The 16,412-nt window shown below is 68.9% G+C and carries 12 protein-coding genes; 3 read left to right on the top strand and 9 right to left on the bottom strand.

Features of this window, described 5'->3' with window-relative positions:
• Positions 1-2: 2 nt before the first annotated feature.
• The 4 genes from ON40_RS15770 to ON40_RS15755 form a co-directional block, all read right to left on the bottom strand.
• Positions 3-350 carry a RidA family protein gene (locus ON40_RS15770; protein ID WP_040823142.1) on the bottom strand — a complete coding sequence of 116 codons (348 nt, stop codon included), beginning with the start codon at positions 348-350 and terminating at the stop codon, positions 3-5.
• A 58-nt stretch (positions 351-408) separates the two neighbouring features.
• Positions 409-1,506, bottom strand: a complete 1,098-nt coding sequence (locus ON40_RS15765; RefSeq protein ID WP_040823138.1) for an alpha-hydroxy acid oxidase — start codon at positions 1,504-1,506, stop codon at positions 409-411.
• Positions 1,503-2,978 carry an amino acid permease gene (locus ON40_RS15760; protein ID WP_051193148.1) on the bottom strand — a complete coding sequence of 492 codons (1,476 nt, stop codon included), beginning with the start codon at positions 2,976-2,978 and terminating at the stop codon, positions 1,503-1,505. Before ON40_RS15760 ends, ON40_RS15765 begins: the two co-directional genes overlap by 4 nt.
• Positions 2,979-3,233: 255 nt before the next feature.
• The gene (locus tag ON40_RS15755; protein WP_040823136.1) at positions 3,234-4,403 is read right to left on the bottom strand and encodes an MFS transporter; all 1,170 of its coding nucleotides are present in this window, start codon (positions 4,401-4,403) and stop codon (positions 3,234-3,236) included.
• A gap of 157 nt (positions 4,404-4,560) precedes the next feature.
• Between ON40_RS15755 and ON40_RS15750 the strand changes: the two genes are divergently transcribed.
• Together ON40_RS15750 and ON40_RS15745 are read left to right on the top strand one after the other, a co-directional pair.
• A complete protein-coding gene (locus ON40_RS15750; protein WP_157186305.1) occupies positions 4,561-5,220 on the top strand; it encodes a TetR/AcrR family transcriptional regulator in 660 nt (219 codons plus the stop codon).
• Between the two features lie 593 nt (positions 5,221-5,813).
• Positions 5,814-6,218, top strand: a complete 405-nt coding sequence (locus ON40_RS15745) for a CPBP family intramembrane glutamic endopeptidase (RefSeq protein WP_040823133.1) — start codon at positions 5,814-5,816, stop codon at positions 6,216-6,218.
• Between the two features lie 4 nt (positions 6,219-6,222).
• Here ON40_RS15745 and ON40_RS15740 read toward each other — a convergent pair whose 3' ends face one another.
• The 5 genes from ON40_RS15740 to ON40_RS15720 all read right to left on the bottom strand — a co-directional run bounded on the left by ON40_RS15740 (position 6,223) and on the right by ON40_RS15720 (position 15,699).
• Complete coding sequence (locus tag ON40_RS15740; protein ID WP_040823131.1) at positions 6,223-10,461, bottom strand: TIGR02680 family protein; 4,239 nt, start codon at positions 10,459-10,461, stop codon at positions 6,223-6,225.
• Complete coding sequence (locus ON40_RS15735; RefSeq protein WP_040824205.1) at positions 10,461-11,918, bottom strand: TIGR02678 family protein; 1,458 nt, start codon at positions 11,916-11,918, stop codon at positions 10,461-10,463. The genes ON40_RS15740 and ON40_RS15735 overlap by 1 nt, the downstream gene beginning before the upstream one ends.
• Positions 11,918-13,450 (bottom strand): TIGR02677 family protein, encoded by a 1,533-nt coding sequence (locus ON40_RS15730; RefSeq protein ID WP_051193250.1) that lies wholly within the window; start codon positions 13,448-13,450, stop codon positions 11,918-11,920. The genes ON40_RS15735 and ON40_RS15730 overlap by 1 nt, the downstream gene beginning before the upstream one ends.
• Positions 13,451-13,771: 321 nt before the next feature.
• Positions 13,772-14,536, bottom strand: coding sequence for a DUF2127 domain-containing protein (locus tag ON40_RS15725; RefSeq protein WP_040823129.1), 765 nt, complete (start codon positions 14,534-14,536; stop codon positions 13,772-13,774).
• Positions 14,537-14,559: 23 nt separating this feature from the next.
• Positions 14,560-15,699, bottom strand: coding sequence for an NsdA family TPR-like regulatory protein (locus ON40_RS15720; protein WP_040823126.1), 1,140 nt, complete (start codon positions 15,697-15,699; stop codon positions 14,560-14,562).
• A gap of 344 nt (positions 15,700-16,043) precedes the next feature.
• Here ON40_RS15720 and ON40_RS15715 point away from each other — a divergent pair, with 344 nt between their 5' ends.
• A complete protein-coding gene (locus ON40_RS15715) occupies positions 16,044-16,385 on the top strand; it encodes a hypothetical protein (protein ID WP_051193146.1) in 342 nt (113 codons plus the stop codon).
• Positions 16,386-16,412 lie beyond the last annotated feature (27 nt).

The following is a 16,412-nucleotide window of genomic DNA, read 5'->3' as shown; positions in this document are numbered from 1 at the left end:
CCTCAGGATTCGGCGACCGCGATCGCCTGGATTTCGATGAACAGCCCCTCGATGGGCAGGGTGGTGACGGTAGTGGTCCGCGCCGGTGCGGCTGACTCGAAATACTTGGCGAAGGCCGCGTTCCAGGACGCGAACCATCGCCGGTCGGACAGATAGCAGTCCAGTTTCAGGACCTGCGCGCGGCTGCTGCCCGCCGCGTCGAGTGCGGCGTCGAGCTGGTCGAGCACGTTGGTCGCCTGCCCGTCGAAGGTGTCGGCGGACGGCGTCATCGTGGCGGTGTCGATCGCGGCCAGACCCGAGGTGAAGATCAGGCCACCGCCGATGCGGGCCGCGGGAAAGGGGGCGTTCACGAGACTGTTCTCCTTCCACGGACCGGTGGTGTGCGCAGGTCGGTGCGGCCCCGGCCCCTCATGCCGGGGCCCGCACGATCCGGGTGCGATCGATATCGCCGAGAGTGGCTGCGCCGGACAGGATCATGAGCGTGCGCAGTTCCTCGTTCAGCAGCGCGAGCACTCGATCGACCCCGGCCTCCCCGGCGGCGGCCAGCCCGTAGATGGCGGCCCGGCCGATGATGACGGCGTCGGCCCCGAGCGCGAGGGCCAGATAGATGTCGCTGCCGGTGCGCACGCCGCTGTCCAGCAGAATCGGCAGATCCGGCCCGACCGCCGCACGGATGCCCGGCAGCATCTCGAGACTGGCCGGAGCCGGATCGAGTTGGCGGCCACCGTGATTGGAGACCACCAGCGCCGAGGCACCGACGGTGAGGGCACGTTCGGCCGCGGCCGGCGTCAGAATGCCCTTCGCGATCCACGGCAGCCCGAAACCCGCCGCCGCCTCCGCGAGCTGATCCCAATTCCACACCGCGCCGCCCTGTTTGAGCAGCTGCCCGAACACCTCCGCGACGCCGGGCGCGCCGTTCTCCCCGGTGAGGTTGCCCGCGAACAGGCGCTGATCCGGATCGAAGCGATTGCCCATGTTCCGGGTGCGGAATCCGCCGACCGGGCAGTCCACGGTGATGCACAGGGCCTCGAATCCGGCGTGCGCCAGGCGATCCGCCTCGGCGGGGGCGTGACCGAACGGGTGCAGCTGGGCGATGCGCGCGGCACGCGGTGCGGCCGCATGTACCTGCTGGTAGGAGAAGCTGCCCGCCTCGGGCACGATCGACAGTGCGCCGTGCTGCTGTGCGGCTCGGGCGACCGCTAGGTGGCCGTCGGGATGGAAGAGGGCGTCGCCGCCGAACGGCGCGGTCAGGATCGGTGTGTCGAGTTCGATGCCGAGCAGTTCGGTGCGGGTCGAGGGTGTGCCGACGCCGCTCATCGGTTCGGGCAGGATGCGCCAGCGGTCGAAGGCGGCCACGTTGGCGCGCAACGTGATCTCCTTGCCCGCACCGCCTTCGACGAAATCGAACACGTCCGGGGGCAGGGCCGCGGCTGCGGCGCGGTGGATCTCCGCCAGGGTGCCGAAGTCGACGCGGGTGGGGTAGAAGCTGTCGAGTTGGGCGGTCATGCGGCACCTCCGGTCACGGTGGCTTCGTCGGTGGCGGACTCGGGTGCGCGGCCACCGCCGACGACCGAATGTCTGCGCCCGTAGGTCAGGTAGAGCACAACGCCGACGGCGCTCCAGATCACGAATCGCAGCCAGGTCAGCGGTGCGAACGTGGTTGCCAGCCAGGCACATCCGGCGATGGCGAGCAGCGGCACGATCGGCATCAGCGGCGTCCGGAAGGGGCGGGCGCGGCCAGGATCGGTGCGGCGCAGGATCAGCACGCCCAGGGCCACGATGACGAACGCGAACAGGGCGCCGATATTGACCAGTTCGGCCACGGTGTCGATCGGCAGCAGCCCGGCCACCACCGCGATCACCGCACCCAGCACCAGGCTCAACCGCACCGGCACGCCGCGAGAACCGGTGCGGCACAGTGCCTTGGGCACCAGACCGTCGCGGGCCATGGCGAATACCAGCCGGGTCTGACCGTAGAACACCATCAGCAGGCCCTTGGTGAGCGCTATCACCGACGCCACCAGAATGACCTTGCCGATCCATCCCGCGCCGATCGCGGCCAGCGCCGTCGCCACCGGGGCGGCGTTGTTCAGGGTGGAATACGGTGCGACACCGGTCAATATGGCACTCACCGCGACGTACAGGATGGTGGCGATCACGACCGACCCGATGATTCCCCAGGGCAGATCCCGGCGCGGATTGCGGGTTTCCTCCGCCGAGGTGGCCACGACATCGAATCCCAGATAGGCGAAGAATGCCAGCGCGGCCCCGGCGGCGATACCGTTCACGCCGAACGGCACGAACGGTTCCCAATTACCCGGATGCACATGCGGCGCACCGATCGCGACGACGAGTGCGAGCACGGCGATGGTGAGTGCGACGAGGGCTTTCACCACGGCCGCCGCGATTTTCACCTCGAATACGAGTACGGCGACGATGACGCCGACGATTATCACGGCCGGAAGATTGACCACGCCGCCGTCGCTGGGCCCGCTCGATATCGCCTTGGGAAGCGTTATGCCGAACAATGATTGGAGCGTCGCGCTGAAAAGCCCCGACCATCCGATCGCGACCGCGGCTGCGGCCACGGCGTATTCGAGCAGTAGATTCCAGCCCACCAGGAATGCCGGGACCTCACCCATCGTCGAATAGGTGTAGGTGTACGCGCTGCCGGACACCGGCGTCATCGAGGCAAGTTCGCTGTAGCACAGCGCGACCAGTACGCAGATCGCTCCGGCCAGCACGAACGACAGGATGATCGAGGGGCCCGCCTTGGTGGCCGCCGCGATGCCCGTGGTGACGAAGATGCCCGCGCCGATGATGGTGCCGACCCCCATCGCGATCAGATCCGTGCGGCCGAGGCTGCGTTTGAGTGTGCCGCCGGTGTTTTCGGTGGTGGCGATCGATGCCTCTGTGGTGCGGACGCGGAATGCGTTCGTCCGGCGGGCGATCGACGGGGTCCGGGTGGGTGCTGCCATGATCGGAATCCATTCGCTGGGAATGTATTTGGCTTTCGTGTATTCCAGTGAAGCAATCGAATTTTGTGTCCCGGTGAACGCAGGTAACGAACCCGTTTCGGGTGTTTCGGCAAATGTGTTGCAGTGCAAGGTATCAGGGCATGCAGAATGCGCACGGTGGCAATTCCGTGCGTCGTGCCGCAGTGATATTTCCGGTAAATTTCGCGAGAGCAGTCGGTGCTCGGGGAAGAAGACGGAGAATGCGGTGCGGGTTGGTTATGCGGTTGTCGAGGTCTGTGTAACGGGAGTGGGCCGCACGGTGCGCAGCACTGCGCGGCGGCGGATCATGTAGGTGGCCAAGGCAATTGCGGCGAGTACGACCGCCGCGGCCAGAACCGCGTCGCCCATCGACCAGACGGTGGCCACGACGCCCAGGGCGACGGTGCCGACCGCCGCGCACAGGTAGGCCACGGCGGCGAAGCGTGAGGCGATCCGGGCGTGCCGATCCGGCGTCGCGGCGGCGCTGACGATGCGCAGCCCGGTGCGATAGGCGATGCCCTGACCGCATCCGGCGATCGCGCCTCCGCACAGCAGCAGGGGCAGGCTCGGAGCCCAGGAGACCGCCGCGGCGATCGCGACCCCGGCGATGATGATCAGTTGCGCGGCAACGGGTTCGGCGGGCAGAACGCGAGGCGGCAGCGCGCGCTGGGCGAGCCAGGCACAGATCAGATACAGCGTGACCGGGAGTGCGAGCAGGGTCAGGTTCCGGGTGCCCAGCAGCTCCGCGCCGTAGCTGGGCAGCAGGGCGACGACCAGACCGGCGGAGACCCACGCGGCGATTCCGGTGAGGTATCCGGCGATCGGCGGTTCATCCGCGCCGGGCACGGGTGCGGCGCCACGTGCGGCGGCCGTGACGCGCACGCCGCGGTCCGACAGCACGATCAGCGCCACCAACCCGAGCGTGACCGCGTGCACCAGATAGACGGTGACTCCCGGTGCGGGCAGATACTGCGCCAGCGCGGCGGCGGCGAATGTGCCCAGCGCGGAACCGAATACGGTGGCGGTAGCCATGGCCGTGCGCCCGCGCTCGCCCCGGCGTTCGAGGATCAGTCCGGCCAGCGAGCCGGTCACCAGGCCCACCGACAGGCCCGCGCAGATCCGCGCCAGACAGGCGGGCCAGGCCGAATGTGCCAGCGCCATGGCCACATCCGCGCCGATGCCGAAGGCGCTGCCGAGCCCGATCCGCCACCACCACCCCGTGCGTGCGGGCGGCGTTCCGAGCACTGCCAGCGTCGGGGTGAGCGCGAACAGATACGCGGCGAAGATCACCGTGATGAGCAGCGGGGCCAGTGCCCAGGCGTGCCGGTAGTACGGCATCATGCCGGTCGCCATGTTCGGCTGCGCCATGATCAGCACCAACAGCGCGCCCGGTGCCGCTACCCGCATCTCGCCCCCTAAATGAGCAGATCTTCTCGATTGAGATGATAGATAACTGAGAAGAACTTCTCTACTCGAACGAGGAATCGAGCAGCGCCCCGATGTCGCACCCACCGTTTTCGACCCACCCGGCACGCCGGCAGACGCGCTTGTGCAGGATGGAATCGTGCCCGTGAACACCCGCAGCGATGCCCAGCGCAGCCGAGTGCTGCTGGTCGACGGCGTCCACACTTTGCTGCGGGCCGGTCGAGTCGGGTTCTCGATCCCCGAACTCGCCGCCGTGGCGGGAGTCGGTGTGGCCACGGCGTACCGGCACTTCCCCACGCCACAGGACGCCATGGCCGCGTTCCACCGCCGAGCGATCACGCAACTGCTGGAGGCGTTCTCGCTGATCGACGCCGCGGTTTCGGAGCCCCGGACACAGCACGATTCGCTCGACCGGTTCCACCGATTCTGCGGTACCTGGGTGGAGCAGTCGATGCAGTGGGGTTCGGCGGTGCGTTACATTCGCAGCAGCAGCGGATTCATCGAGCGGCTCGCCGGCGGCGACGAGGCGATCACCGGCCTGCACGACATTCTCGCCGAAGTGCTCGAGGCGCTGGTCCGCGACGGCCTGGCGCCCGATCTCGACATCACCTACGCGGTCCTGCTGTGGATCACCATCTTCGACGAACGCGTCGTCTACGACCTGGCCGAGCACCGGCGCTGGAGCGGCGCCGAGATCGTCGACCACCTCACCCGAGCCGTCGCGGGCGCACTCGGCGTCGACGAGGGAGCCGCGCCGCAGTCACCCGCTGCGATGCGGTCGCAGCAGTGCGGACCGTGATCCGGCGCGCAGTCCGTGGGAGTGGTTGCGTCCGGACCGGCTTGTGGGGCTCGAGCCGATGACGCATGCTTGATCGGTAGATCTGCACACTGGGGGATGAACACCATTGTCCAGCACGGAATTTCGTGACACAGCAGCATCCGAGGACAGGGCAGGCCCGACGGTGCCGGTCCGCATCGGGCGATTCGCGGTGGTCGGCGCTGTGGTCGCCGCGAACATCGCGCTCGGGTTCGCACTCCATCTCGGCACGGACGCATACCTGCTGCTGGGCATTCCGTTCACGCTGCTGTTTCCACTGGTGCTGCAGCGCAGACCGATTCGCGAGCTGTGGGTCCGCGACGAGCACCCGCCGCGGATCGACGCGAGGGTCCTGGCGATCTTCGTGGTGCTGCTGATCTATCCGACGGTCGAACTGGTGCGGGCCGTTGCGGACCTGATCACCCACATCGAACACGGCGGCCCACTCGACTGGGCGGTCTGCGGATACTTCCTGGTGACGATTCCCGGCGCTCTGGCCGCGGCGTGGTCGCTACGCGCCCTGGGACGGGACGGCTGGCGTCGCGCGCTGTACGGCGGTCGCCGGTGGCACCGGTGTGCTGCTCACGCTCTACAACACAGTGGGTTTCGGCATGCCGTTCCCGTCGCTGTGGCCCGGACTACTCACGTTCGCGGAGTCGATGCTGCTGTACGTGCCCGTGGTTTTCGTCATGGAGGAGGTGTTCTTCCGCGGCGCACTCGATTCCTATCTGCACCGGCCCGGCGAGCCGGTGGACGGGTGCTCCGCGGTCGGCCTGTCGATCCTGTGGGCCCTGTGGCACCTTCCGGTAATGAGCACGCACACGGGCATCGTCCGCACGATCATCCTGGCACTGCCGCTGCAGGTCCTGATCGGTGTCCCGCTGTCGCTGTGGTGGCGGCGCAGTGGCAACCTGGCGGTGCCGGGCCTCGCGCACGCCTTCAACGACGCGGTCCGGCAGACGTTGCTGTACGGGCACTGACCCGTCAGGAGGTGAGTTCCATTGCCTCGTCGAGGGTTATCGCTCCCTCGACGGTGTGCGGCACTCGACGGCGGCCCGGCGAACCCAGCGCCGCGGTGAGGTCGGAGCCGTCGTGTTCGGCCAGCAGATCGCGCGAGTCCCACACCAGAAGGGTTGCGCTGACGGTGTTCTCCGCGGCCGAGTGAGCCAGATCGTAGTGTGCGCAGGCCGGGACGTGGTCGTAGGTGATCCACAGGTCGTAGCCCGTCATGAACAGGTCCAGGTCGAAATCGACGGACAGGCCCAGCAATTCGCTGCGGCCGTTGTCGTCCACACCGGCGAACGCCTCGTCCAGGGCGAGCAGGCGCGGGGCCTGGGGATCGGCCGAATCGAGCATGACGTGCGCGGCGGCGAACAGTGGAAGATGCAGGGACACCGACTGTTCGCCACCGGAGAGGGCGCTGTGCCGGGCCACGGTGAGCCGGTCCTCACTGCCGTCGGCGGTGATCAGGGTGAACGAGAACACTCGCCAGGTCCGGTAATCCAGTGTGGTGGCCAGGATTTCAGGGTACGAGCGTTCCGGGTGCGCGGCGCGGGCGGTCCGGATCTCCGCGGCGAAGTGCGCGCGTACGGCGGCCAGATCCTCCGGGCTCAGCTCCGAGGCGTCGCGGTCCAGCAGTTTGCACACCGCGCGGGCGGATTCGGACAGATTGTCCGCCAGCACCCAGTGCACGCCGATGGTGTTGCCCGAGGACATCCGGCGCTGCTTCATCTCGCTGCCCATGCGGGTGATGAGATCTCGTGCGTCACTGGTGCGTTCGTGGATCTGCTGGGCCAGACCGGTCAGCAGCGCGTCCTCGAGGATGCGGCGCTCGGCGTCGGTGAGCAGCAATTCCTGATCCGAGCGGGCCCCGGCGATGCGGTCGGCGAAATCGGCCAGCGCGGCCGCACCCTGATCGTCGTGCACCTGTACGACGGTGAGCCCGTCGGCGGCGTCCCACTGCAGCCGGTAGTCCTGTCGGGCAGCGGCCAGGGCGGCGTCGAATTCCTGCAGCGCCGCGGTCACCGCGCTGCGGGTGGACTTGCGGGCGGCCTCACCGGCGCGCACCGACGCCGTGGCCGCGCACAGACCGTCGAACAGCTCCTGCACCTCTTCGGGAAGGACCCGCGGGGTGGCCTCCGGTCCGCCGGTCTCGATCCGGTACAGCAGTTGCTCCGGGGTCGACCAGGCCGCCTCGGTACTGGGCCAGCGGCAGTGCTCGGGCGCGCCGAGCAGGCTCAGCAGATCCGGACGGGCATAGGGCGCAAGGTGTTTCACGTCGGCGAGCAGTTCGGTCAGGGCGGTGCCGAGCGAGTCGTGCGCGGCCCGGTAGGCGCCCTCGGCCGAGCCGACCGCCTCGATCGCATCCGAGGCCGCCTTGCGGGCGGCCTTCTGCTCGGCTCGCGCGGCCTCGATCCGCATCCGCGCCTGTTCGAGTTCGTGATCGATATCGGCCGCACCCGCACCCAACGCCTCGCGCAGCGTCTCGAGTTTGCGCAACTGCTCCTCGTACCCGGCGCGCGCCGACTCGGCCTCCTCGGCGAAAGCCTCGGCCAGATCCCGGGATTCGGCCAGGCGGTCGTCGCTCTCGCGGGCCCGTTCGTGATCGCGCTGATGGTCCCCGCGCAGGCGCAACAGGGCCGTACCGGTGTTCTCGAAATGCCGGATCGCCGCGGCCAGGGCATCGAGCTCGGCCGGACCGCGCGGCGCGCGATGGGCGGCCGCGACGCCGCGAACCTTCTTGTCGGCGGTGGTGAATTCGGCGACCGCCTGATCCAGATCGCCCTCGGACTGTGCCGCGGCCTCGGCTCGCGAACGCAGCATGCCCGCGGCCTCGGAAACCGCCCGCAGTGCGGCGGTGACCGCGTGGGTCCGGGGTAATGCCTTGGCGGCAGCGGTGATTCGGGAAAGCTGCGCGGTCGCCTCCTGCTGCTGGTCGGTGGCTTCCTGCTCGGCGGCCTGCGCGGTCTCGACGGCGGTCGCGAGTTCGGCCAGACGCAGTTCCCGGCGGGCGGCACGCGCGGTCGCGCCGATGAATTCGGCATGCGGTTTGGTGTGGCGGCCCAGCTGTACGCCTTGGCGGTATCGGCCGTCGGCGTCGATCGTCACCGGAGGAGTCGGGCCGTCGGACTCCTGCCCGAAACTCGCGGCGTCATCGTGGATGACCTTCTCGGACAAGGCGATCGAGGACAGCACGCCCGAGACGACATCGCGGGGCACGGTCAGGGCATCCGAATCATCCTCCACGACCAGTACATCGGCCAGCGTGCGACCGGTCGGGCGGTGCTGCGGCGGCAGCGGAATGAGGAACTGGTCCGAATCATGCAGCGGCAGCGCATCTTCCGGACACACCCAGCCGTCGAGCAGATCGGCGGCCTGCAATGCTGCCTCGATGCCCGCGGCCTGTTCGGGCGAGACGTCGTCGGCGAAGCGCGCCAGGCGCCATAGTGGCGCACCCGGGTGACTCCCACGCGCGTCGGTGCGGGCGGCGAAAGACGGTGGAGCGTCCTCCTTCTCGGCCGCGACCCGGTCCCGTTCGGTCAGCAGTTCGGCGATCCGGGCCCCGGCCTGTTCGGCGGCGGTGCGACACTGCTGCCGCTGGGTGCGGATCTGCTCGGTGAGCGGTTCGGTGTGCTCGGCGAGTATTTCGGTGAGGGTGGCCGCGTCATCGGAACCGGCGGCGGCCAGGGCGGCATCGAGCGCCTCGAACAGTCCCGCGCGCACCGGCTCATGTACCTCGCGATGTTCCTCCCACCAGTCACGCAGTGCCGCAGCGGTATTCGACCGCGCGAGGGTCACGGTGGCCTCGGCCTCCGCGAGTGCGGCCGCGGCGGCGTCGCGCTGCTCGATCGCGCGCTGCGCGGCACGTTCGGCGCGTGATCGTCCCGCGGCGGCGGTGTCGACCAACGTCAGTGCCTGGCGTACCGCGCGCACGTCGGCGTCGCGCTCCTCGGCGTGACTGCGCACGGTCGTGGTGAGCTGTTCGGCGCGGGCCTGCTCGGGCAGTGCGGACCAGGCGATACCGGCCTCCTCCGCGGCCGTGCGCAATTCGTCCTCGCCCCGGGACAACGCCGCGGTCGCGGATTCGACTGCGGCACGGGAACGTTCGGCCTCCTCGGCGCGCTGATCGACTGCCTGCTGCGCCTTGGTCGCCTTGTCTCGGTGCACCGCAGCGGAGGTCTCCAGCCTGCGCACCGCATCGGCCAGATCGTCGAGTTGCTGTTTGCCCTCGTACGCGCTGGAACGCTGTAGCGTCTCCCGATCGGTCAGCGCCTGCTCGTAGGCGCGATCGGCGGCCTCGGCGCGCTCCTCGGCGGCGGTGCGCTCACCCTCGCGACGCTCCCGCAGCGCCGTCGCGGCGAACAGTGCCGTACTGCCGTGCGTCACCGTGTCGATGCGTCCGCGAACCTGATCGGCATCGCTCTTGGCCTGCACCGCAAGATATTTCCGATAGACCCCGACGAAGGCGCGGGTGGCGGTGTCGGCCTGGACCAGGCCCTCGAGTGTCCGGCCGACCTCCTCCATATCGCTGAACGAGCGGGCCGCGTCCAGGATTAGCTGCTCGTCCAGGGGGCGCAGGCCGTCGGTGAGCGCCTGCGACAGTCCGCGCGGGTCGAGGTTCTTGGCCAACTGTGGGCGGCGCAGGGTCAGGATGAGGTTGATCAGCTGGTCGTAGCGCTGCACCCCGAGCCCGAACATGCGCGCGTCGATGGCGGCGCGATAGTCCACCGGACGATCGGTGAGGGCGTCGGTGCCGATCTGCTCGGCCAGCTGTTTGCGGGTCAGCGGCCGGTCGTCCGGTCCGATCAGGGAGAAGTCGACCCCCACCCGGCCGTCGGCGACGAAATACCAGCGCGTCACCTTGTCCGAGGAACGCGTCGCGCGCATCCCGATGCCGACGGTGACGACCTCCGGATCCGCCCGCCGCCCGCGGGCGAACTCCATCCACACGTACGAGTACGCCGATTCCTGCTTGCGGTACAGCAGATTCGACTTCATCGTGCGTTCCTCGCCCGCGAACGGATTGAGCCGGCGCGGCTCGATCCGACCGTCGAGCACGAAGGGGAACAGCACCTCGAGGCCCTTGGTCTTACCGGACCCGTTGGGCCCGCGCAGCACCAGACGCCCGTCGGCGAAACAGAATTCCTGATCGCGATAGTCCCAGAGGTTGATGATGCCCGCCCGTGTGGGTACGAATCGGACGCCGCCGTGGATGAGCTCCATCAACTCCCCTTCTGTGCCGGATAGGCGTGGTCGCCGAGAGCGGTCGCGGAGGCGAACAGTTCGCTCTTGGCGCGCGTGCGGACCGTGACCACCGCGCCGCGGTAGCGGGCCAGTGCGGGCAGGATCAACAGGCCGGGATCGGAAACCGTTCCGCCGGAACCCGTCTCGTCCTCGGCGGCGAGTGGCTCGACCAGGTGTAGCCGCTCGAGCAGCGCGAGGACTTCCCGGGTCAGCCCGGGGACGTCGGCCTGCCACTGCGCGGCGAAGGTGGATCCGTAGCGATCGGTGAGCGCCTGCACGGTTTCGCGGATCCAGGATATCGGCACGACCGGATACCCCGGCTCCTGCTCGACCTCGCCGGACTCCTCCGAGGCTGCCTGGTCCGAATCATCCTGTGCAGCAGTAGGATCGGCGGAAATGACCAGCGGCGTGAACACGGTCGACTCCGGAATCGCCTCGTCCAGCGCGCCGATCAGGGTGCTCGCCGGTGCGGGCCGGTGGCGGCGCTCGACCGGGTTGTCGATGTCCAGCACCAGATCCGCGATCTCGCCGACCAGCAGCAGCGCGACCTGGGCGAGAGTGCCCGTACTGGGAAAGCGGACATCGGAGAGACGCCCCGAGGTGTCGATCAGCGCGACTCCCTCCGCACGGCGCTCGGCCCGCAGCCCGGTGAGCAGCTCCACCTCGGCGACGACCTTCTCCGTCCCTAGTTGCACCCGCTCGGACTCGGACAGCTCCTGGGCGTACACCACCGGCCGCTCGACCAGTGCACGCCGCACCCGGCGGGCATCCGCGGCCCGCGCCTGCGGTGTGGAAACACCGGGGCCGCTGTCGGATTCGTCCTCGAACAGCCCGCGCACACTCCGCAGATGCTGCAGTACGCGCGGCGGCCGGAAGATCGCGAAGACCACGGCCCGATCGATGTCGTACAGCGCTTCACCGGCCTCCGGATCCGCCGCCCAACCTCCGGCGTCACCATCGGCGAGGGTGAGCGCTCCGCGCGCGCCCAGCCAGGCCACGGCGTCGACGAACGCATCGCGATCGGCGGCACGGTCGGTGGACAATTCGAGCCCGTCGACCCGCGTCGCGTACGAAGCAACCTGATCGGCGAGTTCGGACAGGGTGATCTGATCGCCCGCCCGGCCCAGTGCGGCCAGCGCCAGCGACAGATACGCATAGCGCCGCCGGTCGAAGAGCCGATCACCCGGCGTGCGCGCCGGACGGCCGGAATCGAGCCGATCCAGCACCGGGAACAACCGGGCGGTGGTCTCGGTGACCTCGAGCCGGTAACCGAACAGTTCGGCCAGATCCTCGCGCAGTTCGGTGGCCCAGCGACGCAGTAGCGGCAGGGCGATCCGATCCGGATAACTGCGCGTCACGAGATGATTGGCCAGAATCACCCGGGCAGCGCGCTGATAGTTGTCCAGGGTGAGCGAATCTATTGTGCGGGCGTGGATCACGAGCGCGCCCCCGGGGAAGGCGTTCGGGCACGGCCGTTCTCACGGATCTCCAGTCGCCGGTTGTTCAGGTGCAGCAGCCCGCGCGAGGTGCGCACGACGGTGGAGCCGGGATGTTCGGAGACCGTCAGGGTGACCCCGCTGTCGGATCCGGAGGTGCCGGTCCGGCCGCTCACCGGAACCCATGCGGTCGAGGCCGCGTCGAGCAGGCGCAGCAGCACCTCGGTCTCGCCGTCGTCCAGTACGCGTTCGTGCAGATCGGCGGCGGCCAGCGATTGCGCGGCGGCCGCGCGGGCGCGCTGGGCGTCCAACTGGGCCTGACGCAGCCGCCGGATACCCGCGTCGTTGCGCGCGATGCGCGACGGCGCGCCCGGCGACGGTGGCCGCCCGGTCTCGGCGAGGGTGCGCGCAATCTCCAAGGGTGGTGCGTCCCACCAGGATCGGATCGCGGGGATGATATCGGCGTCGGGATGTTCCATCGACAGATGCCGCGGCCGGCCCAGACCGAAGACCGCGTCGAACAGTGCGTGCGCGCTCTCGGCGGTCGGTGTCGCGGTGAACCACCCGGCCAGATGACGCAGCGCGGATTCCCGGCTGACCCCGCCCTTGCGGGTCTCGGTGACCCGGCGCAACAGCGACAGCACCGCGGCGATGGCGCTCATCGTCGCATCGCGCAGCCGCTCGGCCTCGGTCTGGCTCGCACCGGACCTGGTCTGTGTCTCCGAATTGCCTTCGCCCGCAGCGATATCGGCGGCGGTGGCGACGAACCAGCCGCGCAGCCCACGCCAGCGATCGCGCCAATCCTCCTCGCGATCGGCCACACTGAGCAGCACCCGCTCGTCACAGGCCCCGGCTCGCGCGATCATCTCCTCGACGGCGGTCTCCTCGACCTCGGTGATCGCCGCCGCCAGCCGCGGGGCGAAGCGCGCCAGGTCCATACTGAATTCGCGCATATGCGCCAACAGCGCATCCTTGTGTGCCAGAAAGGATTCCGGCGTCGCCTCGGTGGTGCGCACCAGATCCCCGAGGGTCAGATAGAAGTGCGCGGCGCGTTCGGCCAGTTCGGACAGGGTGGTATCGAGACGATTCAGGATCCGGTAGACGCGTTCGGCGTCACCGGCGCGGTTGGCCTGGGCCAGGGCCTGCAGATCGGTCAGCAACTCCGGCAGGACCAGCCGCGACAGAGCAGCCTCGTCCAGGCGTGCGCCGAGAACCTCCGACACCGCGCGATAAGCGTGATATCCGCTCTGCGAGAACTGATAGACGAAGTGCCGGTTGCGATATTCGGCCAGGGTCGCCGCGCGGGTGCCGTCGTAGCTGCGCTCGAGTACACCCCACTGATGCAGCTGTTCCAGCAGCGGACCCACCTCGGCCGCGGACAGTCGCGGCGCGTCCGGGAATCGGGTCAGCGTATCGGCGACATCGTTGGCGTGCAGCAGCACCACGTAGGCGGCGCGGGCCTGATCGAACGCCCGCAACACCCACAGATACTCACCGCGCTTCTCGGCCGTGGCGAAGGTGAACAGCCGCAACCGATCCTCGGCCGCCGCGGCGTCGATCCCGGCCGGGGCGAACACCACGCGACCGCGCGGAAGCGCCGCACCGTCGAACAGTGCCTCCGCAGTCGCGGCCGGGCCCGAATCCTGCGCTGATCGGTCCGTGCCCGAGGCCGGCGCGACCGTCCCGGAGGTGCGCGTCACCGCGGACTCACCCCGGGACGTCGCGGGCGCGGCGTCGGGCAGCAATCCTTCAGCGGACTCGGTCACCGGGTCGAGGGTAATACCGATGCCCGCGGGCGCCGACGCGTCCCCGGCATCGGCGCGCCGAGCCCGCGACGCGTCGGGCGTCATCGATCAGTACGCGGGCAGCGCGACGGCCGACCGCTCCACCGTGAGCAGGCTCGCCTCGTTGTGTTCGGCGTGGTACGCGCGCCCGCCGCCGTTGATTCCGAACAGTCGCTTGGACCACAGCAGCCACAGCACCGCAGCGATATTGATCAGCAGCGCACCCGCGCGCAACACGGTGACTTTCTCGGTCAGCTCGTAGATCTCCAGCGGCAGGAAGATCGCGGTCGCGATGACCGCGAAGTATTCGCCCCAGCGCTGAGCCAGCCACAGCCCGACCGCCTCGATGAATTCGATGGCCGCGTAGGCCAGCAGTCCGACCGCGATCAGGGTGAGCACCGTCGGCGAGAGCTTCCATCCCTGTTCGATGAAGTGCACGATCTTCGAATTGTCCGGATTCCAGCCGATCTGATCGGCCAGCGGCTGGATCAGCGGCATCTCCTTGTCGAATGCCGCGCGCAGCTGATGCTGCGAATTGCGCACCTTGAACACCCCCGCGCCGAGCGCGACGAAGACCAGACCGCGCAGAATGCGCTCGATCGCCAGGAACCGCATGATGAACCGGTCCCGCAGCAGCCGCCCGCGCGGCACCTCCGGCGCCTCGTCGGCCGGACCGCTGCCCACGGGATCGCCGACGACGAAGTCGCCGCAGCGCAGACACCGCCACGCGATTCCGGCCGGTGTCGAAACATGCAGGCGTGCAGCGAGTTCGGTCTCGTCGGGCGCGTAGGTGGCATGCCCCCGCCACGAGCAGGACCGCAGACTGAAATCCATTGGGGGAGCGTAACAAGGCCCGGCTACGGTGTTGCCACCTCACGCAACTGATCGAGGTAGGCGTGGGTGCGAGCGTCCTCGGGATAGTGCGCGATCATCTCCCGTGCGGTTTCGCCCGCGATCCACATCAGCGACGGCAGCGAGCGCCGGGTTCCGGTGAACGCGCGCAGGCCCTCGTCCACGGCCCGGTCGAGTTCGCCCTCGCGCACGGCCACCACGGCCAGGGTCAGCCGGGCCTCGGAGACCCGCATGGGTTTGAGGATGGTGTCGCCGGGGCCCGTGGAGGCCCGGAGCACCTGGTGCGCATAGTTTCGCGCCAACTGGTCCTCACCGATGACGCGGCAGCAGTCCATGGCGTAGAAGTCGAGCTTCTGCGGATCCACGACGAAGTGGTTGTCCAAGTTGACCGGATGGTCGAGGCGCTCCAGGATCGCGCGCCCCCGCCGCAGCGCCGCCTCCATCGCCGTGCGGTCACCCAGCCGTGCCCAGCCCTTGGCCTGCTGCGCGGCGAGCTGGACACCGACGGCGAGTTGCTGAGTGCTTGCCAAAGCGGCGCCCGCGGCGTCGATCGCGCCGCGGTAGTTGCCCTGGGTGAGGGCGAACCAGGCGGCCATCTCCGCACCCCAGCCGACGATCTCGACGTGGTCGGCCTCCTGGCCCAGGGACAGCGCCGCACGGCGGGTGGCCTCGGCCTCGGTGCGTCGGCCCAGGTCGTAGTCCAGACAACCCACCAGCAGTGCGACCCATCCGGCCAGGACCAGCACCTCGCGATGCTGCGCCAAGGTCAACCGGCCGTCCAGCAGGGAGGTGATGCGCCGCAGCCACGCGGTGCCTTCGCCATGCAGGGTGCGCGGATCGCTGCACGGATATTCGCAGCACAGCCGTTCGGCGGTGATCCGGATGGCGTCCAGGGTGGCCGCCGAGACGTCGGACATGCGCAGCCGGCCGAGGAACTCGAGCGTGTCCATCCCGGTGGAGGACAGCAACTCGTCGTCCCGGCTCGGGCGGGCCTTGGGGAAGAACGCCGCTGTGACGGTGTCGAAGGCGGCGGCGATGATCGGCGCGTAGAACTCGTCCGGACGCGATTCGCCCGACTCCCAGCGCCGCCAGTTGCGTAGCAACGTGCTGTCGGTCGGCAGATTGTGCGAGGACTTGGCGCGCATCGCGCGAACCGCTTCGGTTTGTGACCACCCCCTGGCATCTCGTTCCGAACGCATCCTGACTGCCCAGACGGGTCGATCGTCACCAGCGGCCACGCGGTCAGTATCCCACCAGTTAACTCCAGATGGCCCGGATAGGGCATCCGAATGTCAGCGCATTGACATCTGCAATTACATTTGTCGATGGCGCATGCTCGAAGCGGGTCGATTTCCGGCCCGCGCGGTACCGCCGAAGCAGTGGTATCGGATCGAACGAGCAGCGATATCTCGTCGAGCAGTGCCCCGCCGCGTGCGGGGGTCCGACAACAGAACAGCGAATCCCTATCCAGATCCCAACGGAGGTTCGGGTGGAAGCGTTGATCTACGGGTATGTGCGTGACGAACTGGCCGGAGGCGACTCCGAGGAGCTCGAGGACGCCATGTGCAGCCTCGCCAGTTCTGCGGGGATGTGCTTCGCCGCGACGTTCCATGAATCGACAACCGGTGACGGCACCGCCTTCGCGGAGCTGACCGCCGAGCTCAAGCGCGCAGACGCACACCACGTCATGGTCCCGTCCCTGGAGCACCTGGCAGGACAGACCATCCCGCGCGAGATCCTGCTGGCCAAGTTGGCCGACGAGGCAGAAGCGAGAGTCTGGACCGTGTCCAACTTGCCTCCGCTTCGCTCCGGCGAGTTTTCGGCGCCCTAGGGCTCGCCGTTCCGGGGGCGCCGCTTG

The sequence above is a fragment of the Nocardia jiangxiensis NBRC 101359 genome, from assembly GCF_000308615.1.
GTDB lineage: Bacteria > Actinomycetota > Actinomycetes > Mycobacteriales > Mycobacteriaceae > Nocardia > Nocardia jiangxiensis.
The sequence above is the reverse complement of the archived record's forward strand: the minus strand, read 5'-3'. Positions and strand labels throughout refer to the sequence as shown.

Coding starts and splice junctions, on each gene's coding strand:
- ON40_RS15725 (WP_040823129.1), bottom strand. CDS start 14,536: ATGGATTTCAGTCTGCGGTCCTGCTCGTGGCGGGGGCATGCCACCTAC.
- ON40_RS15740 (WP_040823131.1), bottom strand. CDS start 10,461: ATGGAGCTCATCCACGGCGGCGTCCGATTCGTACCCACACGGGCGGGC.
- ON40_RS15720 (WP_040823126.1), bottom strand. CDS start 15,699: ATGCGCGCCAAGTCCTCGCACAATCTGCCGACCGACAGCACGTTGCTA.
- ON40_RS15765 (WP_040823138.1), bottom strand. CDS start 1,506: ATGACCGCCCAACTCGACAGCTTCTACCCCACCCGCGTCGACTTCGGC.
- ON40_RS15760 (WP_051193148.1), bottom strand. CDS start 2,978: ATGGCAGCACCCACCCGGACCCCGTCGATCGCCCGCCGGACGAACGCA.
- ON40_RS15755 (WP_040823136.1), bottom strand. CDS start 4,403: ATGCGGGTAGCGGCACCGGGCGCGCTGTTGGTGCTGATCATGGCGCAG.